Origin of the sequence: Collinsella sp. AF36-3AT (assembly GCF_003475205.1) — a bacterium.
Classification (GTDB): Bacteria; Actinomycetota; Coriobacteriia; order Coriobacteriales; family Coriobacteriaceae; genus Collinsella; species Collinsella aerofaciens_AF.
Map to the genome: position 1 here is coordinate 148,244 of NZ_QROZ01000001.1, position 23,857 is coordinate 172,100.

The following is a 23,857-nucleotide window of genomic DNA, read 5'->3' on the forward strand; positions in this document are numbered from 1 at the left end:
TAAGTTCGTCTCATGACCTTGCGATGCAGCCCGACGCCCCGGCACCACTCCCCTACTTACCAAAAATCGCAGCGAACAATCCCTTGCGTTTGGGCTTTTCTTCTCGGTAAGAACCCTCGGCGACCGCTGCCACCTGATGCTGCTGCTCGCCGCCTCCACGGCGCACGATCTGGTACAGAAACGGCGACTTAACGTATTTGACCTCGATGGGCGTGGCGTGCACGGTGCTCTCGCTGGACAGATGCAGGCTCGGGTTGAGCGGTGCCACCACATGCGTCTCGCGCTTGTCGCTAAACACCACCGCGGCCGCGCGGCCCGTCTGGCCGTTCACAGCGATGCGCACTTGCTCGCCGTCGCGGCTGTCCGTCGCCGGACGATCGACAAAGTAGACCGGCACCATCACCAGACCGTCCTTATGCTTGCGGGCCTTGCGCGCCCAGGTTCGGATGCTCTTTTTATTGAGCCCAAGCACTGCCCCGGCATCGTTGCCGACAATGTCGAGCGCCAACTTATCAATGACCACTTGGTCCTTGGTAGACGCATCGACGGAGACAACGCGAAAGTCACCTTCCTGCATGGCCGGGTCAAACGGCCCAACCTTGGCAAAGTCCCACGGCTCCAAAATGCCCATAAGGCGAACATCCAGATAGTTTGCCCGCGGATACGCCCAGTCGAGCACCTCGTAGTACACCAGGGTTTCCTTGCTCAGGCCCTTGCCCGGGAAGCTCGCCATCATACGCAGGTCCGCCAGCGCCATGGGGAAATAGAAGAGCATCATGTCGTTTTGGATTGCGTCTTCCACCTCGTGCCCGGCAAAGGCATCCGGGTACTGGCGCACCAGCTGCAGTGCGTTGGCACGTGCCTGCTGCGGTGAGATTTCGCAGGGAATACCCTGCTCCGGCACATACTCCGCACCCACGCCCATGGTCAGACGTTTGCTAAACGTACCGGGCTTGAGCAGGTCGGCAATGCCGATCTTGTTGCCGCAGGACGGGCACTCAAACACACGCTGCGTTGACTCGCCCTCAAAGGACGCTCCGCAGAAGGGGCAAGGAATGCTCACATGCGTGGCCTCTTGGAACTCCTGCGCCGTGCCGCGATCCTCCCACAGCAGATGTTCCAGGACCGACTGATTGCGCCAGTGCGAATTGAAGAAATACCAGTCCGGGTCCTCCGGGCGCTCGAGCTGCGACACATGCGTGAGCTTAAGCAGCCCATCGACAACCGTCAGTGGCGTATGGCGAATGCCCAGGGCGCTCTTGGGCTCCCCCGCATCGGCCTGCCACGGAACGACCGTGCCGCAATAGGCGCACTCAAAGCTGCGTTTAGCCTGGTGTGAGTACATAGGGCCGCCGCAGTTTTGGCATTTAATGGCAAACATCTCGTCCATGAATACGTTCTCCTTTGCACTGGGGCTGTCGACATTAAGTATGTCGGGCAGGTAAGCACGTGCCCATACCCATGTGGCCCAAAATCGAGCACCCAGGCAGACGAGAAGGCTCGCTCGTTAGCACCGGCAGACTATTGCTGCATTTTCTGAGCATCGGTGCACGGCGCCCCCGCGCGAGCTACACTATCCCCTTAAACATGATTGTGAGGACGACCGCTATGCTATTTGTAAATCGGCTGGTACATACGCTTGTTCCCGGCAGCGAGGGCGAGCCGGTCGATACCTCCCGCCGCACCAACGCGGGCTTCGCCGCAAGCCTCATCTGCATTGGCCTCAACATCACCTTGTGCCTGGCCAAGGGCATCGCGGGCCTGCTCGCTGGCTCCGTCTCCCTCATCGCCGACGCTTTCAACAACCTCTCCGATGCCTCGAGCAACATCGTGAGCCTGCTCGGGTTCCGCCTCGCCAGCCGCCCGGCAGACGAAGGCCACCCCTATGGCCACGGCCGCTACGAGTACCTCGCCGGCTTGTTTGTCGCCGTCCTGGTTTGCGCCGTCGGCATCAACCTGATCCTCGAGTCGGTCACCAAGATCATCAAGCCTTCCCCCACCGCTTACACGCTCGTTTCCCTTGCGGCACTGGCTACATCCATGCTCGTTAAGCTCTGGATGGCCGCATTCAACCGCGCGCTGGGCAACCGTATCGATTCCGAAACACTCATTGCCACAGCACAGGACTCCAAAAACGACGTCATCACCTCGGGCTCGGTCTTGGTGGCGGCGCTTATTTCGCAGACGACCGGCTTTGACCTCGATGGCTGGGCAGGCCTGGGTGTGGGCATCTTCATCTGCATCAGCGGCATGGGCCTAGTGCGCGACGCCATCAGCCCGTTGCTGGGGCAAGCGCCCGACCCCAAGCTCGTCCAGGCAATCCGCGACAAGATCATGTCCTATCCGCAGGTCTTGGGCACACACGACCTGATGGTGCACGACTACGGCCCCGGTCGTCAGTTTGCCAGCGCTCACGTGGAGATGCCCGGCGAGGGCGACGCATTTGAGCACCACGAGATCCTGGACACCATCGAGCACGACATCAAGCGCCAGATGGGCATTGGCATCACGCTGCACTGCGACCCCATCGCGACAACCGGCGATGATTTGCGCGGCTGGGTCAAGCGCGGCGTTATGCAGATCGACCCCGCGCTCTCCATCCACGACCTGCACGAGCACGACGGGTTCGTTTCGTTTGACCTGGTGCGCCCCGACGGCTTTGACATATCCGACGAGGAGCTGCTGGAGCTCGTCACGCGCATCGTGCACGAGCGCCGACCCAATGCCTCATGCGTCGTTACGTTTGACTCGGGCTTTAGCTCGCCCGACCGTCCGGCCGAGCAGCTGTAGCCCGCTTAACAGCTAGTTTCCCTGCGCGCCCGAGATGCCGTTTTGCAGTGCATTCCAGGCACCCGTCGCCATGTCGCCCAAGTTCTGCGCGGTGTCGCCCAGGTTTTGTGCCGTATCGCCCAGCTCTTGCGCCTTGTCTCCCAACTCCTGTGCCTTGTTGCTCAAGTCCTCCAGCGTATTGGAACTCGAGCTGTCGGTACCGCTTTGGCCGTCGGGCGAGTTGCCCGAGCTATTCTTGTGCGTGAGTTGAATTTCGAGGTTGCCGCTGTCGTTATAGTAAGCAGAAGTAACGACCCAGTTGGCATCGATGACGGGCGTTGAGCCATCATCAGTCAGGACCACGGCATTCGAAAGATTGGCGCCGCGCGACTTGAGAAGTTTCTTGGCGTTGGACCAGTACTGCCCCGGGATATCGCTCAGATCGACGGTGCTAGACGAGGCGGACTCGGTTTGCTCGGCAGCGGTATCAGCCGTTGAACTCCCTCGCTTGTTGAGCATGCCCGACACAATGGCAAACACAACCGACAGCGCAAAGAAGATCGCCAGCACGATGAGGATCTTCTTGATCACGCTCGACGAACGCGACGGCTTCTTCTCCTCGTCCTCGCCATATTGCGGAATCGACTTGGGGTACTCGCGATACGGCTCGCGCGACTCGTAGCGAGACTGCGCCGTGCGAGGCATATACGTCGTCTGCTGAGGCTGCGGAATGGGATTTTGCGGCAGGTCATCATAGGGATTCGGCGTCGAGGCGGCATAAGAATCCTGCGGCGCGTAATCAAACGGGTCCGGAGCTGCGTTGCCATAGGGGCCTTGCGAAGATACGGCATAAGAATCCCACGCTGTGTCGCCATAGCCCATAACCCGGGTTGGCTCGGCAGAAGGCTGCGTCGCGGCGGGGTCGGTATAACCGGGGTTGGGAACAACGCGGGTCGCATCGGCGCTATCGCCAGCCTGCGCGGAACCGTAGCCGCCCATCACGGTTGTCTTGTCCTGATCCATGCAACGATTCCTTTCCGTCGCCCGTAAGCATCAAGTTATCCATGCATTCTACCCGCGCAAAAGCCCGTGACGGACAGAGCCCGTCCATATCTACAAGACAAGCGCGGCTAGAAAACAAAAGCCCCGCCGGGCCTTGGTAGGCGCGACGGGGCGGGCAAGCAGCTATGGGCAACAAGCTTAGAACAGGCCGGTGATGTTGCCGTCGTTGTCGACGTCGATGTTCTCAGCCGCGGGGACCTTGGGCAGGCCCGGCATGGTCAGAACACTGCCGGTCAGTGCGACCACAAAGTGGGCACCGGCGGAAACCTTGAGCTCACGCACCGTGATGCGGAAGTTCTCGGGAGCGCCCAGGGCCTTGGCGTTGTCGCTAAAGCTGTACTGCGTCTTGGCCACGCACACCGGCAGGTTGCCAAAGCCGTTCTCGCGCAGCTCGGCGAGCTGGCGCTTGGCGGCCGGCGTAAAGTCAACGCCATCGGCGCGGTAGACCTTGGTGGCAATGGCCTCAAGAGCGTCGGCGACATCGGCGCCGTCCTCATAGGCAAACTTGAGCTCGCTCGGCTGCTCAATCAGACGCATGACCTCATCGGCAAGCTCGAGCGCGCCCTCGCCGCCCTTGGCCCAGACCTCGGAAAGCTTAACGTTGACGCCGAGCTTCTGGCACTCGGACTCGATGAGCGCAAGCTCAGCCTCGGTGTCCGTCGGGAAGCGGTTGATGGCGACCACACAGGGCAGACCATAAACGTTCTGGATGTTGTCGACGTGACGCAGCAGGTTGGGCATGCCGGCCTTGAGTGCCTCGAGGTTCTCCTCGTTGAGGTCGGCCTTGGCGACGCCACCGTTGTACTTCAGCGCACGAGCGGTCGCGACGACCACGACGGCGCTGGGGCGAACGCCCGTCATACGGCACTTGATGTCGAGGAACTTCTCGGCACCCAGATCGGCACCGAAGCCGGCCTCGGTAATGGCGACATCGCCAAAGCGCATCGCCATACGCGTGGCCATGATAGAGTTGCAGCCGTGGGCAATGTTGGCGAAGGGACCGCCGTGGACAAACGCGGGCGTGCCCTCGAGCGTTTGCACCAGGTTGGGCTTGAGCGCGTCCTTAAGCAACGCGGCCATGGCACCCTGGGCCTTAAGGTCGCAGGCACGGACGGGCTCGCCGGCAAAGCTGTAGCCGACGACGATCTCGCCCAGGCGCTCCTTGAGGTCGTTAATGCTCGTAGACAGGCACAGGATTGCCATGACCTCGGAGGCGACGGTGATATCGAAGCCGTCCTCGCGCGGCACGCCCTGGGCCTTACCGCCAATGCCGTCGATGACATGACGCAGCTGGCGGTCGTTCATATCGACGACGCGCTTCCAAGTGATGCGCTTAACGTCAATGCCGAGCTGATTGCCCTGCTGGATGTGGTTATCAAGCATGGCGGCCAGCAGGTTGTTGGCGGCACCGATAGCATGGAAGTCGCCGGTAAAGTGCAGGTTGATGTCCTCCATGGGGATGACCTGGGCCCAGCCGCCGCCGGCAGCACCGCCCTTAACGCCAAAGACGGGACCGAGCGAAGGCTCGCGCAGGGCCACGGCACTCTTGACGCCGCGACGACGCAGGCCATCGGCCAGACCGATGGTCGTGGTGGTCTTGCCCTCGCCCGCAGGCGTTGGGTTGATAGCGGTCACGAGGACGAGCTTGGCCTGGTGATCGGTCGGCTCGTTGAGCAGCGAATAGTCGACCTTAGCCTTGTCGAAGCCGTACGGAATAAGGTGCTTAACGTCGACGCCGGCGTTCTTGGCCACCTCGGTAATAGGCAGCGGCGTGACAGAACGTGCGATTTCGATGTCAGTAGGCATGGGCGGTCCTTTCGTTACCGAATGAGAAAAAGACCAATTCAGCATAGCACGGGCGCGCAATAGTAAAACACCCGTAACCGATGAATGGCGATATGTTTATCCAATGCTCAGCGATAGCTTAACAACCCGCCAAAACAAAGCGCCCTAAATGGTAGGTTCAATCCCCAGGTGCTCAAAGGTGCGAAGGGTTGCCTGACGGCCCTGCGGCGTACGAATCATCAACCCGCACTGCAGCAGATACGGCTCATAGACATCCTCGAGCGTGCCCGGGTCCTCGCCCACCGCGCTGGCAAGGGTCGTAAGTCCCACGGCACGACCGGAGAACGTCTTAGCGAGCGTCTCCAAAATGCGAATATCCATCCAGTCCAGACCGAGCTCATCGATCTCGAAGAACTCGAGCGCCTGGCGGCAGATATCGAGCTCGATGGGACCGTTGCCGCGCACCTGCGCGTAATCGCGCACGCGCTTGAGCAGGCGGTTGGCAAGACGTGGCGTGCCGCGCGAACGCGAGCCGATCTCGAGTGCACTGGGACGGTCGATCGTCACGCCCAGAATAGTCGCCGAGCGCGTCACAATCTGCGCGAGCTCCTCGACCGCGTAGTAATCCAGGCGATATGAAATGCCAAAGCGGTCGCGCAACGGGCCGGTCAACATGCCTGAGCGGGTCGTTGCCGCCACCAGCGTAAACTTGGGAATATCCAGGCGAATCGAGCGCGCCGCCGGACCCTTGCCAATCACGATATCGAGGGCAAAGTCCTCCATCGCGGGGTACAGGACCTCCTCGACCGAACGGTTGAGGCGGTGGATCTCGTCGATAAACAGCACATCACCCGGCTGCAAGTTAGTAAGGATGGCTGCCAGGTCGCCGGTGCGCGCGATGGCAGGGCCACTCGTGGTCTTGATCTGAGCACCCAGCTCGTTGGCGATAACCGTAGCCAGCGTGGTCTTGCCCAGACCCGGAGGGCCCGAGAAGATCACGTGGTCGAGCGTCTCGCCACGGCTCTGCGCCGCTTCGATCAACACGCGCAGGCTCTGCTTGATATGCTCCTGGCCGCAGTAATCGTCCAGGCGCTGGGGGCGCAAAGTGCGATCGACATCGAGGTCCTCGGCCGTCAGCTCCGAGCCCACCATGCGCTCGCCGTGCGCCATGGATGCCGCCGGCGAGTTGCCGGGCGTCGCCCACAGGTCCTGAGAGTCATCGGCTTCCCACATCACGCATCCATTCCGAGTCGCTTAAGCGCCGCGCCGAGCAGATCCTCGACACGCATATCCTGCCCATCATACCCGCTCAGAGCGACATCGGTCTCCTGCGGGCTAAAGCCCATGGAAAGGAGCGCCGCACGGGCGTCATCGATCGCCGAGGGAGCGGCGGCGGGGACCGGCATCGCAACCTGCCCCGGGATCACGTCGACCGGCACAAAGCCCTTATCCTTGGCAAAGGTGCTCTTGAGCTCCAAGATGAGGCGCTGGGCGGTCTTTTTACCCACACCGGGTACCTTGGCCATGCCCTTGTCGTCCTCGGCCATCACCAGCGAATACAGCTGCCCCACGGTATAGGTGGAAAGCACGGCGAGCGCCAAGCGCGGGCCAACGCCCGAGACAGACACGAGCCGATCGAACATCGTGCGCTCATCCTTAGAGGAAAAACCGAAAAGTGTCATGGCGTCCTCGCGCACCTGCATACGCGTGTAGAGGCGGACCTCGCCGCCGGGCGTCGGCAACGTGGCCGCAGTGCTGCCCGAGATGCCGAGCTCAAAGCCAACGCCCGACACATCGACGACAGCAGAGCTCATCGTGGCCTCGACAAGCGTTCCGTGGAGCTGGGAGATCATCAGTATCCGGTTCCTCTCTGTTGATAGAACTCGCCGCCGGTAAGCGCCCGGGTACGGCTGAGGTTAACGTGGCAGATGGCGCAGGCCAGGGCATCGGCGGCATGGTCGGGATGCGGGTCGTGATCGAGCTGCGTGAGCGTGCGCACCATGTAGGCGACCTGCCGCTTATCTGCGGCACCGGTACCCACCACAGCCTGCTTGATCTGCATAGGCGTGTACTCGCCGATCTCGAGCGCGCACTCCGAAAGCGCCACGAGCGCGGCACCGCGGGCATGTGCCGTGGGGATTGCCGAGCGGACATTAGCGCCAAAGTAGATGCTCTCGATGGCAGCGGTATCGGGTCGATAACGCTCCACGACACCCTTGAGGTCGCGGGCGATATGCGACAGGCGCACCGCGAGCGGACTGCCTGCGCTGGTCTCGATGCAGCCATAGGCACGGCAGCGAACCTCGCCACGCCGCTCCTCGATAATCCCCCAACCCGTATGAGCCAAACCGGGGTCGATGCCCAAAATAACCAAGCCAACCTCCCCTCGTCTTTTACCAAGCGCAAGGCAAGGCCCCGCGCACTACTCACGAACGTCTGTTCTAGAATAACACAACGGGGTCAAGATGCTTAGTTGAAGTATCGGGGTTGAGAGCGAATCCCATCCCCAGTTTAGTTCTGCGAGAAGAATGGGAACTGTCGGGGATCAACCGACGGATGCGGCATCGGGCCACCCTGGGGCCCACCCTGCGGGCCACCCTGGCCGCCCATCATCTTATCGATGGCGTCCTGAACCTCGCCCTCGAACTTTTTCATTCCCTCGTGTAAACGACGCTGACCGTCTTCAGAGCGCAACTCCTCCATTTGTTCGGGCGAAATACCCAGTAGCTCGCCCAGCACGCCCATCATCTCGTTTCGCACGCGCTCGCTCGTATCCTCGTCAGCAAAACGGCGCACCTCGGCGCGCGCCAGCGAATCGACCGTCATACGCTCCTTGCCGTTAAGCCCCAGGTCGGACCACGCGAGCATGTACGGCCAGGAGCGCTCGGCAAACGAACGGGACGAAACGATCGGCGCCGTCGGCAACATGCGGCGGGCAGCCTCACCCTGTCGAACGAGCATCAGCAGCAGCGAGCAGGCCTCAGGCTTGCCAGCGGCCATCGGGATGTCGTCGAAAGATCGATTGCGGTCCACGTGCGCCTCAAGCGCGCCATCGATCTCACCCGGCTCGAGCCCGCCGAGCAGCTGTGCCGCGCGGTCGAGCATATCGACCGGACCGTCGAGCGTCGAGAGCGCCTGCGCCAGCACTCGCTCCATACAATCTTCCACCGCGTTGAGCGTCACGAGCTCTTGGGGTACCACGGCAGACGTGCGATTGCGCACACGCGCCACAAACTCAAGCGTCGACAGGTACACATCGCCAAAGGGCGCGTAATCGCCCTGGTAGCCGCCGCAAAGCGCCGGCGCCGCCAGCGCGTACTCGGTTTTGGACAGCGGGCTCAGCGCCATCGCACCCAGCTCGAGCGCCGTGTCCTCCAGCATGAGGCCCAGCGTGCGCGAGCGCAGGCGCTCTGCATCGCCCGCCGACACGTCGCGATCGAGCACACGCGCCGCATCCGGTGCATCGCGCTCGACGGTGCGAATGTGCAGACGCTCGGCGATGGCGCGGACGGCGGCACAGCGGGCAGCCTCGGCCTCTTCCTGCGCCGGCGTAAAGATACGGTTGCGCCCCAGCACCAGGCCAATCACATTACGCGGGCCCAGAGCGTCGACGGCCAGCGCCGCCAGCAGGGACGACGGCAAGTCGCCCTCGAGTGCCACCACGGCGCGCGACGCACCGTGGGCCCGGGCGTTGTCGCGCACGGCGAGCACCAGTGCCTGCCACAGCCACTCCTCGGAACGGAACTCGGTCAGTTCGTGATCTTCCAGGGCATCGAGCATCACGCCGCGCTGAATCTCCTGAACCAGCAGGCTCTCCTCAAAACACGGCGCTTGGGCCACCACGCGACCGCAGTCGTCGAGCACAAACGAACCGCCGGTATACACCGACTCGTCATAGGCACCGACCGGCGCCATACAGGCAAACCACACGCTGCGCTTGGATGCGATCTTGCGGTAGGCGCCGCTGCGAACGGCGGCAATGGCGGCAGTCTCGCGGTCGGTCATGTCAAACGCATTGAATTGGAAATACGCAATGAGGTCAACACCGGTCGGCAACATCTCGAGTTCGCGGTCCAAGTCAAAAATCACGGCGATGCGCACGCCGTCCACGTCGAACACCGGCGGCGCCCAACGCGTGTCGTTGTTCTCGCCACGCTGCAGGGCAATGCTCGAACGCGCCGGCACCACATGACCGTCCTTGAGCATCATGTAGTCGAGCAGCGGCTGACCCTCAAACGAAACCGCCGCGGGCACGATGCAGATCATGTCAAGCTCCTGGATGCGCTCGGCGACACCAGTCAAGCCGGCAAGCATGTCGTGCTCAAAGTCGGCAGCGCCCACCAGGCCACCGGGCATGGCGCCCATAAAGAGCGGAGCCGGAACGCACAGCACGCGCGCCCCGCGCTCGTGGGCCAGACGAGCCTGGTCCTCGATGCGGCCGCAAATGCCCTCAATATCACCCAGGCGCATATCGATCTGTGCAAGCGCGAGCTTCATGGCTCAGCCCTTTCCGTCGTAAACCATCGAAATCGTAGTAAAAGCGCCGGCCGCATGATGCAGTCGGCGCTCGCATGTGCATATGCTAGCTATGATACCCCGAGCGGGGGCGCGCTCCTAGAACGTCGCGGACCACAGCCCGTGCAGGTTGCAGTAGGCATAGACGGTACCGGTCTTGGAACCGCCGGCAAAAAACGTCGCGGGCTTCATGCCGGGCTCAAGGTAATGGACCTCTAAGCGGCCCTCGGCCTCAAGGGCGATCCACTCAATATAGTGCTCGGGCAGGCTGGGGTGCTCGACCGAGCCAACGCGTGCGCGAATCACGTGACCGTCGCGCTCGGTCTCGACAACAGGCACGTGCTTCTCGTGCGCCGCGTCCTCAGTGTTTGCGGTCAGTTCCGTGCAACCGGCAGGGGTTGCAACGTCGTTGCCAAGGGCGGCAATGAGCTTACCGTCGGGGTCCTTAAAGAATTTCGCCATGATGTTCTCCTTTGCTGACGTGCCAATGTTCTTGATGGTTCTTATGCCCAAAGGCAGACAAACCATCCACGGCATTGCAAATGAACACATAACGGGCGGGGACGATGGGGCAGCGTGCGCTATCCGCCCTGGCGGCCCCACCCGAGCGGGTTAGCGCCCGTCGCCGCCCAGCAGCGCCAGAACATCTTCGCGGGTAAACAGCGCCGACGAGATGCCGTCGCCGCCGAGCACGCTGTTGACCAGGTCGCGCTTGGACTCCTGCATCTGCATAATGCGCTCCTCGATCGTGTCCTTGGCGATGAGCTTGTACACGGTCACGGTATGTTGCTGGCCAATACGGTGCGCGCGGTCGGTCGCTTGGTCCTGCGCTGCCACGTTCCACCACGGGTCGTAGTGGATGACCACGTCGGCCGCCGTCAGGTTAAGGCCCACGCCGCCCGCCTTGAGCGAAATCAAAAAGACCGGAACCTCGCCCGCTTGGAACTGCGCGACCATCTTGGCGCGGCTCTCTTTAGACGATGCGCCCGTGAGCTTAAGGAAGGCGATGTCCTCCTTGGCCAAGCGCTTACCGATGATATCGAGCATACCCGTAAACTGGCTGAACAACAGGATGCGATGCCCGCCGTCGAGTGCGCCGCGCACGAGCTCCATGCACGTATCGAGCTTGGCGCTCCCCGCCTTGTAATCCTCGTAGTGTAGACGCGGGTCGCAGCAGATCTGGCGCAGCTTGGTGAGCTCGGCGAGCACCTTGAGTTTGTCCTTCTTAAACTCCCCAGCCTCGCGGTGCTGCACCTGCTGGGCGATGCGGTCCTGGTTGGCCAGGTAGAGCTTGCGCTGCTCGCCGGTAAGCTGCGCCATGACAGTGTCTTCGATCTTCTCGGGCAGGTCGGCCACCACGTCTTCCTTAACACGGCGCAGCACAAACGGCGACACGAGCGCCTGCAGGCGAGCGGCGCTATCGCCCTCGGCATGCTCGACGGGGCTCTCAAAGCGCTTGGCAAACGACTCGCGCGTCCCCAAAAGGCCCGGCATCAAAAAGTCGAAGATGCTCCAGAGCTCGGACAGGCGGTTTTCGATGGGCGTGCCCGTCAGGGCAAAGCGCACGCCGGCAGGCAGGCGCTTGGCGGCGCGCGCCACCTGCGTGAGCGGATTTTTAATGTACTGTGCCTCATCGAGCACCACGCGGGCAAAATCCTGCTCGACGTACTCGTCGATATCGCGCCGCATAAGGTCATACGACGTCACGACCACGCTATGCTCGGCCACGCCGGAAATTTGCATGCGGCGTTGAGCCTTGGCACCCACAATGGCGCACACATCGAGCGACGGGGCAAAGCGCTCCAGCTCGGCAGTCCAGTTGTACACGAGTGAGGCCGGGCATACCACGAGCGTGGGCTTGGTGTCCCCCGCCTCCACGCGCGCCAGAATATGCGCAATCATCTGGAGCGTTTTGCCCAGGCCCATGTCGTCGGCCAAGATGCCGCCAAGGCCCAGGTGTTCGAGCGAGCCGAGCCACTGGTATCCGTCGACCTGGTAGCCGCGCATCGTTGCCTTGAGCGATGCCGGCACCGTAAAGTCCATCTTGCCGAGCGTGTCCAGGCGCTCGACGGTACGGCGGAACGCAGCGTCGCGATCGGCCTCGAGCGCCGGCGTGCGTGCGAGCATGCTGTCGACGAACAGGGTGCTCGACGCGGGAAGCGACACGCCGTCGAGCAGGTCGACGGCATCGACACCCAGGTCCTCGGCAAGGCCAAACGCGGCGCGCGCCCCCTCGTCCAGGCGAATGATGTCGCCGGACGTAAGGCGCGCGAACGTTTGATGGCGCTTGTACGAATCGAGATAGACGGCAAGGTCCGCGGCCGAAAGCCCGCTCGCGCCCAGCTCGACATCGAGCAGATTGCTCTTAGCGGTCGCACGAACCGAGAGCTTGGGCGCGGGGCGGACCGAGATCTGGCGCAGACGGTCGCTGAGCATGACCTCACCCAGTTCGGACAGGGCGGACAGGCCCTCGGTCAGCAGGCAGAACAAGCGGGCGTCATCGCGCTCCTCAAACGCCAGACCGCCCTCGTAGAAATCGAAGTACAGGGCCGCCGTATCCATAACGCGAAACTCCGCCACCTCGTCGCGGGGCGGCACACCGGGGCGCTGCTCTTCGAAGGGGCTGCCCGGAGCGCCCAGGCTAAAGAGATCCGCCGACCAATCGCCGTAGGTAACCGTAATTTTGCAGGTCACGAGCCCATCGTCGACACCGATCGCCATAGCAAAGCTCGGCTCGGGTGCCACGGTATCGAGCGCGGCGGGCGCGGTGAGGTCGGTGTAGTCGCGCAAAATGGGCAGCGCCATACGGCAGAACTCACCCACCTGCTCGGCGGCAATATGGGCGGGCGTGCGGCACGGCAGCAAGCGCGACAAAAAAGGTGCGGCATGCTGAGCAAATGCAGCGTCGGTACGGCGCGCGCGGCGCGTGTCAACCAAGTAGGCGGCATCGCCCGACGCAAAGCAGTACATATCGGCGGGCAGGCGCAGGTCATAGCTACCACCAGCCGCCGGCGCGATTTTGGCGGCAAGCAGCGGTGGGCGCTTAGCGGATGCCTCGTCCTCCCTTTGCGGAGACAGCTCAACCGCCACGTCGTAGGTGCGATGCGTCGTCATCCCCCGCGACCAGGCGGGCTCAAAGGAGATGGTCTGGCCGCGCAGCAGGTCCAGCACATATACGATGCTATGCTCGGACAGCGGCAACTGACGCTCGGCAACAAAACCGCTGCGGGCAAAGTCGTACGACGCCGAACGCGAGCTTGTGATGTCATCGAGATAGGCAACTGTCGTCACAACAAGGTTGAGCAGCTTTGCCGATGTTTCGTCAAAGGCCTCAGGTGAATGGACAAACGTGAGCTTCTTGCCATAGGAGAACGTGCCGCCGCGCACGTAGGCATCGGCCATGCCGTCGATGTCCTTGACCACGTAGGAGACCGATCCACAGCGAATGCGGAACTCGAGTGCCCAGCTAAAGCGGTCAGCGAACAGCGGATTGTAGTACGGCACCAACGAGGGCTCCAATGCCGCTTTGGGGGCGTCGGGATCAACGGCACCGGCAAGCTTGCGGCGCATGCTCGCCAGCTCATCCATGCGCGCGTCCGAAAGATCGGAGAGCGCCGCCACAAGGCTCGGGCTCGTGGGGACGGGCGCCGGAAAGGGAAAGTTGGGGTTGACGGCCGGCGCTTTGGGTGCGGTGCGCGCGGGCTGTTTCGACTGCGCCATAAACGTGCGAACCGGCGTGCGCAAACCTTCGACGGGCTCGGCGCCGCTGGCATCCAAATACGCCAGAGCCGTGGCAATAGCGTGCTTGCACATACCGGGGTAACGATAGGCGGCGGGGCAATCGCAGTCGTAGTCGATCACCTCGTGCTCGTCCATGTCGAGCGCCACGTGCGTCTTGTACAGGTCGCCACGCGAACCGCGCACCGAGCCCTCGACCGTCACGTTTTTGGAGAAGCGCGAGCCGCTGTCCTCGATCGACAGCACGGCGCCGTTGAGCATGAGCGAACGCCCCTTCATAAAGGTGCCGCTCAACGCCGCCTCTTTGCGAAGCGCCTGCACAAACGTCCCCTGCGCCATCACTTCCTCCAATCTCACCCGGGGTAGCTTAGATCACCGTCACGCGGCCCTGGTTACCCACAATGGCCTTGGCCTCGGCCAGCAGCGGAATCGAACGCGCGTTGACCTTGGCAGGTACCTCGGCACGCAGCACGCGCCCGTCCACCTGCTCGATAAAGATCTCCACGCGGTCGCCGCCCGGGTTGGCGGTAAGCACCGTGGCAAGACGCGCCATATTGCCCTGGCTAAAGCGGCTGTTGGGCACCATGACCTCAAACACCTTGGGCTTGTTGTTCTCCTCGTTAAGCTCGAGCGGCACGATCTCCTGCGCGATGATCTGGTCGCCGCGGTCCGAGCGCTCGAGCTTGCCCTTAATGCGCACAAAGGCATCGGACAGCTGCGCGCCGGTCTCGGGATCGACCTCGCCGTACAGGTACCCCTCGGCCTCCTTGTAGGTCTTGGGGAACACGACGACGGTGGCCTCGCCTTCCATGTCCTCGAGCTGCACGATGCCCATGGGGTCACCGTTTTTGGTCACGCGCTTGGACACGCTCGAGACCATGCCGGCCCACCACAGCGCCTTGCCCTCGGGAATTTCCTGGTTGATGGTGCCGCCCGTAGGATTCTGAACTTCGTAGCCGGTGTCGATCTGCGAGAACGAGAAGTCACGCGCCTTGGCTAGTGCATACTCAAACGGGCGCAGCGGGTGGTCCGAGACATAGATGCCCAGAACCTCCTTCTCCTGACTCAACTTGAGGTGGCGGTCCCATTCCTGGCCATCCGGATCGGGCACGCTCACCTCAAAGCCCGAGCCCTCAACGTCGCCAAACATATCGAAGAACGACGTCTGGCCGCTCGCGCGATCCTTCTGGCGCTTTACCGCGGCATCGATGATGTTCTCGGGGTTGTTCTTGTCCACAAAGTGCATCATCTGGCGACGCGGATACGCCGTGGAGTCGAAGGCGCCTGCCTTGATGAGCGATTCGATCACGCGGCGGTTGGCCTGGCTCGAGTCCACGCGCTCGACAAAGTCGTGCAGCGTCTTAAACGGGCCGCCCGCCTCGCGCTCGGCGATAATCGCCTGCGCCACGCCGGTGCCCACGCCGCGGATGCCGGCCAGACCAAAGCGCACGCCCTCCTTGGTAGCCGTGAACTCGGTACCGGACTCGTTGACATCTGGCGACAGCACGGGGATGCCGTCGTGACGGCATGCCGAGACGTAGTGCACGATCTTGTCGGTCTTGCCCGTATAGGACGTCAGAACGGCCGCCATGTACTCGTGCGGATAGTGCGCCTTGAGCCACGCCGTCTGCATAACCAGGATGGCGTAGCCGGCGGAGTGCGACTTGTTGAAGGCGTAGGACGCGAACTCGAGAACATCGTCCCAAATCTTCTGGGCGACCTCGCGCGTATAGTTGTTCTTGATGGCGCCGTTCATCCAGTGGTCGTAGGTGGTCTCGTCGGAGCCATCCTCCCAGTGGAGCACCGTCGACGTGAGCAGCTTGATTTTCTTCTTAGCCACGGGCTTACGGATACGCGAGTCCGATTCGCCCTTGGAGAAGCCGCACATCTCGACGGAGATGAGCATAACCTGCTCCTGGTAGACCATGGTGCCGTAGGTTTCGCCCAGGATGTCGTCCAGGCGGTCGTCGTAGGAGACCGCCGGCTCCTTGCCGTTCATACGGTTGATGTAGGACGAAACCATGCCGGCGCCCAGCGGGCCCGGGCGGTACAGGGCGATCAATGCTACGACGTGCTTGTACTCGGTGGGCTTCATGTTCTTGATCGTGGCCGTCATGCCTGCGGACTCGACCTGGAAGACGCCGGCGGTGTGGCCGGAACCCATGAGCTTAAAGATCTCGGGGTCGTCAAAAGGAATCTCTTCCTCTTTGATGTCGATGCCGAAGTTCTTTTTGATGTTTGCCTTGGCCTTGGAGATAACAGTCAGCGTGCGCAGGCCCAAGAAGTCCATCTTGAGCAGGCCCATGTCGGCAACGGTATGGCCCTCGTACTGGGTAATCTCGACGCCGCCCTTGGTGTCGAGCTTGGTGGGCACGTGCTCGTTGACGGGGTCGCGGCAGATCAGAACGGCGCACGCGTGCACGCCCTCGCCACGGGTGAGGCCCTCGATTGAGAGCGCCGTGTCGATGATGCGGCGGGCGTCGTCGTCCTTTTTATATGCCTCGGCAAAATCGGGGTTAAACAGGTCCTCTTTGCCGGGTTGCTTTTCGAGCACCTGCTTGAGCTTGACCTTGGGGTCGCTCGAGACCATCTTGGACAGACGCTGGCCCATGTAGACCGGGTAGTCCAGGACGCGAGCGGCGTCGTTGATGGCCTGCTTGGCCTTAATGGTCGAGTAGGTGATGACGTGGGTGACCTTCTCGGGGCCGTAGAGCTGGCGAACGTGCTCCACGACCTCGAGGCGCCGCTCATCGTCGAAGTCCATATCGATATCGGGCATCTCGGTACGCTGCGGGGACAGGAACCTCTCGAACATCAGGCCGTTCTCGAGCGGATCGAACGCGGTGATGTTCATGGCGTAGGCGACGATAGCGCCGGCAGCCGAGCCACGGCCGGGGCCGACGCCAATGCCGTTGTCCTTGGCCCATTGCACGTACTCAGCGACGATCAAAAAGTAGGCGGCAAAGCCCTTGTCGCAGATGACCTTGTATTCGTACTCAAAGCGCTCTTTGATGTTGACGCCACCGATCTCGCGCGTGGCCCAGTCGTCGCCATAGTGTTGGCGCAGGCCCTTCTCGCACTCGCGGCGGAACTGGCTCTCGTGCGTCTCGCCGGGATCGAGCAACGGGAAGCGCGGCAGGATGATGGAGTCCCAGTCCAGCTCCACGTAGCACTTGTCGGCGATCTCGAGCGTGTTGTCGCAGGCCTCGGGGCAATACGGAAACATCGCCCGCATTTCCTCCTCGGTCTTCATGTAAAACTCCGAGCCGGTCATGCGCATGCGGTTGGGATCGTCGACCTTGGCGTTCATGCCAATGCACATGATGACGTCCTGCACGGGAGCGTCCTCGCGGCGCAGGTAGTGGAAGTCGTTGGTGGCGATGACCTTGACGCCTACCTGCTTGGCGATGTCGATGAGCGTGCGGTCCATCTGCTCATCGGTCAGGCCGTTGTCGGTGGTGATGCCGTGTTCCTGGATCTCGATATAAAAGTCGCCAGGTTCGAAGGTATCACGGAAGGTCTCGGCCCACTTGATGGCGCCCTCCATGTCACCGCGGTCGATGTATTTGGGAATGATGCCCGCGATGCAGGCGCTCGTGCAGATCATGCCCTTGGCGTGGCGGCGCAGATTGTCGAGCGTCACGCGCGGCTTGTAGTAAAAGCCCTGCACGGCGGCCTCGGAGACCGTCTGCATCAGGTTGACGTAGCCCTCCTGGTCCTTAGCCAAAAGGATCATATGGTAAAGCTCGGGCTTATGGTCGCGGGCGAGCGTCTCGTCCGGCGTAAAGTAGACCTCGCAGCCAAAGATGGGTTTGATGACCAGAGGCGGCTTGAGCTCGTCGATGTTGCCCTTCTCGTCCCACATGGCCATGTCCTTCACATACTGGGCATGCTCGCGCGGGTTTGCCTCGGGATCGGGCTCCACCAGCTCGTCGCGGCGATCCTTTTCCAAAAACGCCTTGTCGTGACTCCAGGTTTTGTACTCAGGCGTGTTGTGGTTGACGGCGTCACAGGCCAGCGCTAGGTCGGGCACGCCATACATATAGCCGTGGTCGGTAATGGCCACGGCGGGCATGCCAAGCTCAACGGCACGGTTGACCATATCCTGGATACGGGTTGCGCCGTCGAGCATGGAGAAAACAGTGTGATTGTGCAGATGGACGAATGCCATGTGATGAGCTCCGATGCGGGTTCGTGTTCTGACTGAACGATTTTACCGCACGGCGCGGATAGCACCCGAACCTAGCCAAACCAACACGGGTAGTCAATTTGGGACCTTCAAAAAGGGGAATGAGGGCATCCATATATATCGAGTATTACAGGAACCCCGGCGATGCGCGGAATGATTTGTGACGAATAGTCATGTCCATCAAGAAGGCTCGACGCTTCGGATAGCTCGTCAATCGATATATCAATTCTTGGAGACCTGTATTCCAACCATTTTTAATGAAACAACGGCGGTAATTGCTATCGCGATTGCACCAATAATACCGAGCGCTATCTGAATGGGATATAACCCCAACACATGTCCAAATATGGAGAAAAACACTGCAGAAAAGAGAGCCCTTACCAGAGACGCGACGGAAAGGATCGTCGCGCGGAGATCGTCCGCTATCGCGTCTTGGATTAAGTTTTCCGAAGTGATGTACACCACTTCTGGGAGAAAACAAAGCACCATGCTAAGGCCAAACAAACACAGCGGATTTGAAGCGAACCACGGAAGAATCATGAAAAGGCCAGCCTCGATTAGCATCGAGCCGAGCATGGTATTTCTTTTCCCGAAACGCAATGAGAAGAAATCTGCTGCAATGTAGGCCGTCGCATTTACTGCATAGGATGCACCGAAAAAGATTCCTATTATGGAGACGGGAGCATCAAATGCGTCGAATACCAACTGATTCAAGTTGTAATAACTCCCATAGAATCCATCGAGCATGCTTGTGCCGATTAGAAGAAGCAATACCGCAAAAGCGGATTCTCCAACACGCCAGGTTTCGCGTCTGAACATCTTGGCCGCGTCAAACCTTCCCTTTTCAGAGCTTTCAGAACGGGTCGCTTCCGTCCTCTCAATGGGATACAGAAGGAAAAGCTGCAGGAGATAGAAAACGGAGACACATACGTAGAGGGCGCTCCAAGATACTTGGGCAATGAAAGATCCGAGCACAATCGCCATTCCCGTAGCGATTGATTGCGCGGCAAGCAGCCGAGCGTTGATGGTGAGGAAACGCTCTCCTTGACCGGCATTCCGGGCAATTTCATATAAAAGTGCTTGTTCGGATCCCGATTGAAGGGAGTAGGCGAGTGCCTCAACAAGGGAAAGCAAGACAAGAAAGGGACCTGAGAGCAACAGCATGCCAGCCGTATGGAAGAAAAGCAGCAGCACGCCCACTTGAATCGAAAACTTCTTTCCAAAGAAATCGCCTATCAGCCCTGTTGGCAGCTCGAGGACGACCGTTGCAATGTTAAACAGGGCTTGATAAAGCGCGATTTCCGTGACAGACATTCCTTTCTCCGCAAGGAAAAGTAGAAACACTCCCCGATTTAAAACAAATCCCGCGAGAACGAAAAAGGCGGAATAGATGTGCAGTTGCGTAGCGGCATTCTTATTCATTTGGCACTTCCATCAACTACTTTTGTCGGGCCGCTCGCTACTGACTCGAAGCCTGAAGTGTTCACAGTTGATGTGAAGAGCGGTAAAGCTTTTGCACAGGGTATCAATGGAATACATCCGAAGCGTTTTCGGCAGTATCAACGGCGAAGGCGGGATTAGCCTTTACGCGGCGCTCACCCTCGATGTATTTGACGATTTGATCAATCGTCTGGTTGGCGTGGCTCTTGAGCTTGCGCTCATAGAAGAAGAGGCCGAGCTTGCCGCGCGTGCCAGACGTGTTGCCACCCACACCCTGAAAATCCTCGGTATAGGTGAGCTCGCAGGCACCATCGCCAGCAGGTGCAGCCTCATAGCGCATAGTATTGATGCCCGCCGCATACTGAAAACGGACCCCATAGAGACACGGGTAGTCAAAGTGCTTGATTTTAACCTTGATCGCCATGCCCTTGGCCTTGCCTTTTGCGGACTGGGCGCGCTTCTCGTACTTATAGCCGTTGAGCTTGTTGCGGCTGGGACGCTTGCCCGTGGCGTTCTCGATATCCTGCATGATGGACCCCGCCAGAGCGTCAAAAAGCTCCTCCGGCGTCACCTTAAGCGTTTTGGCGAGCTGCATGATGGCTCCTTATTCGTTTGAACCGTTCGAGCCATTGTACCGCCCCAGGCTCTCCCATGCGTTGCGGTGAAATGCGGACTGTTTGGCGGCTTTTTTGGCCAAAACAGTCCGTATTCCACCGCAAGTTATTGAGGGCTAGAGGCTGTAGGTGACCACCTGAGGCTCGCACGGGTTGGCGAGGTCGACTTGCTCCACGCGGACGAACTTGACGGTCACGGCCTCAAAGCCCGCCTTGTGCAAAACATCAGCGTAGACGCGCGCCTGCAGGGCGTGCTTCTCCTGCAGCTGTTCCGGCGTCTCGTCCGGCGTGCCGCCCGTCTTGTAGTCGATGACCAGCGCGCATGACGAATCCGCCGGGTTCGTCGCCAAAGCATCGATGGCGCCCTCGGCATATGCACCGTAGCGGGCAATGTCCTTGTCCTCACAGCCCAGCGAAAAGAACGGCACCTCGGCACGGACACACGGCCAGGCAAGCAGCTCGGCACGAACAGCCGACTTGAGCCAACGGTCCAGGGCAACGTCGAAGCGTTCGCGCTGCCCCGGCGTCAGGCACCACAGGCGCGCCAGCGCATCGGCACGCTCAGCGGGCAGCGCATCGGCACCCATCTCGATGAGCCACTGGCAGGCAGCGTGGAACGCCGAGCCCAGCGCCATGGGATTGCCGGCGGGCTCAACGGCGGCCACTTCTGCATCCGTCATCTCGGAACCATCCGACTCCGCATCATCGCCAGCCTCGTCCATGGGCACGCGCGCCTCGGCGACACGGTCCTCGGCCTCGGCATGCAGCGCCGCGGCAATCGACGAATAGCTGTACGAATCGCGCGCCGGATACGAGCAGGTGCCCATGCGCACGCCCACCGTCTGGGGATACACGAGCTCAAACGAATCGGGCTCGGGGTCGGCGGGGCCGGGCGCGACCGGGCGATCGGCGGCAGCATCGGCACCCTCCGCCTCCGCATCACCGCGAACGAGCCTACCCTCGGCATCCAGTGAAGCGTTGGCCTCAAACGCCTGCTCGCCAAACGTAAAGTCCGCCAGCGAGATAAGCTCGTAGTCGCCCGGCTTGGAGTTGTCGAACACCAAACGGTCGCTATCGAGCTGCGGCATGTCCAGACTGTCGGTCGGCAAAATACGGCGCAGCACGTCATAGGTCAGATCGGTCTCGACGTCGAAGGTCGGCGCGCACAGCTTGCCACGGCTCACGCCGGCATCCATCGCCAAGATCACCAGCTCGCGCGCACGCGTCATGGCAACATAGAGCAAGCGGGCCCGCTCCTCGAGCGAAAGCTGCAGGTCATCGTTGCGCAGGCGAGCAAATGCCTCGGCGGGAGAACCCGTCGCACAGACGTCCTCCATGAGCTCCGGCGGCAGCCACAGCGACGTGCCCTTGCCCTTAAACGCATGCTCAAACTGCTTTTTAACGTCGTCGCCCTTCACAAAGGTTCCGTCGGCGAGCTTAACGCCATCGAAGCGTGCCGGCAGTGCCACGACCTGCGCTCCGCCCTCGACGCGACCCATCTGTGCCGCACCCGAGGACTTGCGCACGCCAAAGCACTCGGCGACCGCCACGACCGGATATTCCAGGCCCTTGGAGGCGTGCACCGTCATGATGCGTACCGCGCCGTCACCCTCCTCGTTGAGCGCGCCCGGCGCCTCCTTGCCCGCCAGGAAGCGGTCAAAGGCCAGCGCAATGGAGCGCGGCGAGTTACCGAACTCGGCCTCCGTCTCGGCCACGGCGTCGAGCGCCTTGAGCACGTTGGCGGCGATGGCCTTGCCCTCGGGTCCACGCTGTGCCAGACGCACAAACCAACCGGAGGCGTTGACCACGTCGCGCGCGATGGCAGCGAACGAATCGCGGCCCACGCGACGAAGCGCATACCGCAGCACCTCGCGGGCGCGCGTCACGAGCGGCAAGTCTTGCAAACCCGGCACGTCGAAATCGCTCATGATGCCCGCGTCGATATTCCGGCGCGAGGTCTCCCCCGTCTCGCTATCGAGCTTGGTCGCCAGCGCCAGGAACTCCTGGGCGCCGAGCGCAAACATCGGCGAGGCGAGCAGCGGCATAAGGCCCTGCGCCGTATCGGCCGGGTTGGCGAGCGCGCAGACTAGGGCGCGCACCGTCTGCACCTCGGCTGCTTGGGCAAAGACAGATCCACCCGCGATCACGCAGTCGAGCCCCTGATCGCGGAAAGCCTGGGCATAAACGTCGGCGTTTGTCATGCGGCCCAGCAGCAGCACCATGCCGCCCTGGGGCTGACCGGCATTGGCAAGTGCACGGAAGCGCTCGGCGATCGCGCGGGCCTTGGCCTGTGTGCGCTCCTGCGTACTGCCGCCGGCAACAAAGAGCGCCTGACGACGCGAGGCGTCCGCTACCAGCGTGTCCTTGCGGCCGTCGCTCGCCTCAAGATCCAAAAAGCCCTGCATCAGGCCGCCGTCATCGCCGTCAAAGACGCGCGCCACATAGCGCAGCACCTCGTCGTGGCTGCGGAAGTTGCGTACAAGCTTGACGAGCTCGCCGGCGGGGGCATCGGACGTGGCGACCGTCTCGGGCGCCGTCGTCGAACCCACCTTGCGCTCCTGGCGACGGAACACCTCGACCTCTGCCCCACGAAAGCGATAGATCGACTGCTGCGCATCGCCTACGGTGCACAGTGCGCGCTCCCCCGCGCCCGTCAGGTAACGGATCAAATCGACCTGCATCTGGTCGGTATCCTGGAACTCATCGATCATGACCATCTTAAAGCGACCCTCATAGGCCGCTCGAATAGCCGGGTAGTCGCGCAGCGCCTCGTACGCCATACGCAGTAGGTCGTTGTTATCGAGCGCGGACTGGCCGGCCTTCAGCGCGCGATACTCAGCCTCCACGGAACGGGCCAGGCCCACCAGCGCATCGAGCGCGGGACCACCGCAGGCCAGCACGATATTGATAAACGCATCGGCAGCCTCGGCCTTGAGCAGCTCCACCTGCTCCTTAGGAAACGCCTTGCTCGCCCGAGGCATGCTGCACGACATCATGAGTCGCGCTGCATCCTCCATGGTTTTGCCGCTCGCCTCAAACGCGTCGATGGCATCGAGTGCCACCTGCGCTTTCTCGGTCGCGGCCTTGCTCGCACCCAACGCCGCGCGATAGGCGTCGGCAAGCGCAGAGGTGTCGGCCTGGCCGCGCGCCACGCACACATCGTCCATGCCGCCCGGCAGCTGGCTCGATAGCTCCAGCAGGTCGCGCACCAGACCTTTGATGGTGGTACCGGCGCCAAACGGCCCGCCCTCGCCCGCCATGGGATACCAAGCGTAGAGGGCCTTAAGCGAGGCGGCGAGCTCAGGCGCGGCATCGGGCGCCGTCGCGCGCCCCAGCACATGCTCGACAGCCTGATCCATAAGCTCATCGGTATCGGTAAGCACCGTGAACTCGGGATCGATGCCCAGCTCCAACGCATGCGCGCGCAGGATGCGCGAACACATACCGTGAATGGTCGAGATCCAAGCGTCGTCGACGGTCAGGGCCTCCTCGTCCATACCCTCTTCGATAAGCGCGCGACGCACGCGGTCGCGAATCTCGGCCGCGGCATCTTTGGTAAAGGTAATGGCGAGCACCTGGTCCAGATGCTCGACAAACGGACCGGATTCGGGCGAGAGCGCGTAGACGATGCGGCGCGTGAGGGTAAAGGTCTTGCCCGAACCGGCACCCGCCGAGACAAACAGCGGACGGTCGAGCGTTTTGACGATCTGCAGCTGTTGCGGCATCAAAGTCGAAAGATCCATGG

At 61.7% G+C, this 23,857-nt stretch carries 14 protein-coding genes; 1 reads left to right on the forward strand and 13 read right to left on the reverse strand.

The annotated features are described in order from the left end of the window. Positions 1-52: 52 nt before the first annotated feature. Positions 53-1,390 carry a hypothetical protein gene (locus DW003_RS00630; protein ID WP_118387016.1) on the reverse strand — a complete coding sequence of 446 codons (1,338 nt, stop codon included), beginning with the start codon at positions 1,388-1,390 and terminating at the stop codon, positions 53-55. Positions 1,391-1,608: 218 nt separating this feature from the next. Between DW003_RS00630 and DW003_RS00635 the strand changes: the two genes are divergently transcribed. Beyond that, positions 1,609-2,790: a cation diffusion facilitator family transporter gene (locus DW003_RS00635; RefSeq protein ID WP_089572153.1), complete on the forward strand. Its 1,182-nt coding sequence runs from the start codon at positions 1,609-1,611 to the stop codon at positions 2,788-2,790. Positions 2,791-2,802: 12 nt separating this feature from the next. Here DW003_RS00635 and DW003_RS00640 read toward each other — a convergent pair whose 3' ends face one another. The 12 genes from DW003_RS00640 to DW003_RS00695 all read right to left on the reverse strand — a co-directional run bounded on the left by DW003_RS00640 (position 2,803) and on the right by DW003_RS00695 (position 23,855). Further along, on the reverse strand, positions 2,803-3,792 hold the full coding sequence (locus DW003_RS00640) for a hypothetical protein (protein WP_118387018.1): 990 nt from the start codon (positions 3,790-3,792) through the stop codon (positions 2,803-2,805). 177 nt (positions 3,793-3,969) lie between these two features. After that, positions 3,970-5,637 carry a formate--tetrahydrofolate ligase gene (locus DW003_RS00645; RefSeq protein WP_118387020.1) on the reverse strand — a complete coding sequence of 556 codons (1,668 nt, stop codon included), beginning with the start codon at positions 5,635-5,637 and terminating at the stop codon, positions 3,970-3,972. Positions 5,638-5,781: 144 nt separating this feature from the next. Further along, the gene (gene ruvB, locus DW003_RS00650) at positions 5,782-6,849 is read right to left on the reverse strand and encodes a Holliday junction branch migration DNA helicase RuvB (RefSeq protein WP_118387022.1); all 1,068 of its coding nucleotides are present in this window, start codon (positions 6,847-6,849) and stop codon (positions 5,782-5,784) included. Beyond that, entirely contained in the window at positions 6,849-7,469 is a 621-nt protein-coding gene (ruvA, locus tag DW003_RS00655; protein ID WP_117806235.1) for a Holliday junction branch migration protein RuvA, read from the reverse strand. The genes ruvB and ruvA overlap by 1 nt, the downstream gene beginning before the upstream one ends. Continuing rightward, positions 7,469-7,990: a crossover junction endodeoxyribonuclease RuvC gene (ruvC, locus tag DW003_RS00660; protein WP_035137351.1), complete on the reverse strand. Its 522-nt coding sequence runs from the start codon at positions 7,988-7,990 to the stop codon at positions 7,469-7,471. Before ruvC ends, ruvA begins: the two co-directional genes overlap by 1 nt. Before the next feature lie 137 nt (positions 7,991-8,127). Next, positions 8,128-10,113, reverse strand: a complete 1,986-nt coding sequence (locus DW003_RS00665; protein ID WP_118387024.1) for a hypothetical protein — start codon at positions 10,111-10,113, stop codon at positions 8,128-8,130. A gap of 117 nt (positions 10,114-10,230) precedes the next feature. Next, positions 10,231-10,593, reverse strand: coding sequence for a desulfoferrodoxin family protein (locus DW003_RS00670; RefSeq protein WP_089572163.1), 363 nt, complete (start codon positions 10,591-10,593; stop codon positions 10,231-10,233). A 150-nt stretch (positions 10,594-10,743) separates the two neighbouring features. Beyond that, positions 10,744-14,208: an SNF2-related protein gene (locus DW003_RS00675; protein WP_118387026.1), complete on the reverse strand. Its 3,465-nt coding sequence runs from the start codon at positions 14,206-14,208 to the stop codon at positions 10,744-10,746. A 28-nt stretch (positions 14,209-14,236) separates the two neighbouring features. Continuing rightward, entirely contained in the window at positions 14,237-18,040 is a 3,804-nt protein-coding gene (gene dnaE, locus DW003_RS00680; RefSeq protein WP_118387028.1) for a DNA polymerase III subunit alpha, read from the reverse strand. Between the two features lie 240 nt (positions 18,041-18,280). Beyond that, on the reverse strand, positions 18,281-19,480 hold the full coding sequence (locus DW003_RS00685; RefSeq protein WP_118387030.1) for an MFS transporter: 1,200 nt from the start codon (positions 19,478-19,480) through the stop codon (positions 18,281-18,283). Positions 19,481-19,583: 103 nt separating this feature from the next. Continuing rightward, complete coding sequence (locus DW003_RS00690; RefSeq protein WP_118387032.1) at positions 19,584-20,093, reverse strand: DUF3284 domain-containing protein; 510 nt, start codon at positions 20,091-20,093, stop codon at positions 19,584-19,586. Between the two features lie 135 nt (positions 20,094-20,228). Beyond that, positions 20,229-23,855, reverse strand: a complete 3,627-nt coding sequence (locus DW003_RS00695) for a UvrD-helicase domain-containing protein (protein ID WP_117778474.1) — start codon at positions 23,853-23,855, stop codon at positions 20,229-20,231. Positions 23,856-23,857 lie beyond the last annotated feature (2 nt).

Bases quoted from the DNA above. Each gene is read 5' to 3' on its own strand.
- DW003_RS00630 (WP_118387016.1), bottom strand. From the start codon at position 1,390: ATGGACGAGATGTTTGCCATTAAATGCCAAAACTGCGGCGGCCCTATG.
- DW003_RS00635 (WP_089572153.1), top strand. From the start codon at position 1,609: ATGCTATTTGTAAATCGGCTGGTACATACGCTTGTTCCCGGCAGCGAG.
- DW003_RS00640 (WP_118387018.1), bottom strand. From the start codon at position 3,792: ATGGATCAGGACAAGACAACCGTGATGGGCGGCTACGGTTCCGCGCAG.
- DW003_RS00645 (WP_118387020.1), bottom strand. From the start codon at position 5,637: ATGCCTACTGACATCGAAATCGCACGTTCTGTCACGCCGCTGCCTATT.
- ruvB (WP_118387022.1), bottom strand. From the start codon at position 6,849: ATGTGGGAAGCCGATGACTCTCAGGACCTGTGGGCGACGCCCGGCAAC.
- ruvA (WP_117806235.1), bottom strand. From the start codon at position 7,469: ATGATCTCCCAGCTCCACGGAACGCTTGTCGAGGCCACGATGAGCTCT.
- DW003_RS00665 (WP_118387024.1), bottom strand. From the start codon at position 10,113: ATGAAGCTCGCGCTTGCACAGATCGATATGCGCCTGGGTGATATTGAG.
- DW003_RS00670 (WP_089572163.1), bottom strand. From the start codon at position 10,593: ATGGCGAAATTCTTTAAGGACCCCGACGGTAAGCTCATTGCCGCCCTT.
- DW003_RS00675 (WP_118387026.1), bottom strand. From the start codon at position 14,208: ATGGCGCAGGGGACGTTTGTGCAGGCGCTTCGCAAAGAGGCGGCGTTG.
- dnaE (WP_118387028.1), bottom strand. From the start codon at position 18,040: ATGGCATTCGTCCATCTGCACAATCACACTGTTTTCTCCATGCTCGAC.
- DW003_RS00685 (WP_118387030.1), bottom strand. From the start codon at position 19,480: ATGAATAAGAATGCCGCTACGCAACTGCACATCTATTCCGCCTTTTTC.
- DW003_RS00690 (WP_118387032.1), bottom strand. From the start codon at position 20,093: ATGCAGCTCGCCAAAACGCTTAAGGTGACGCCGGAGGAGCTTTTTGAC.
- DW003_RS00695 (WP_117778474.1), bottom strand. From the start codon at position 23,855: ATGGATCTTTCGACTTTGATGCCGCAACAGCTGCAGATCGTCAAAACG.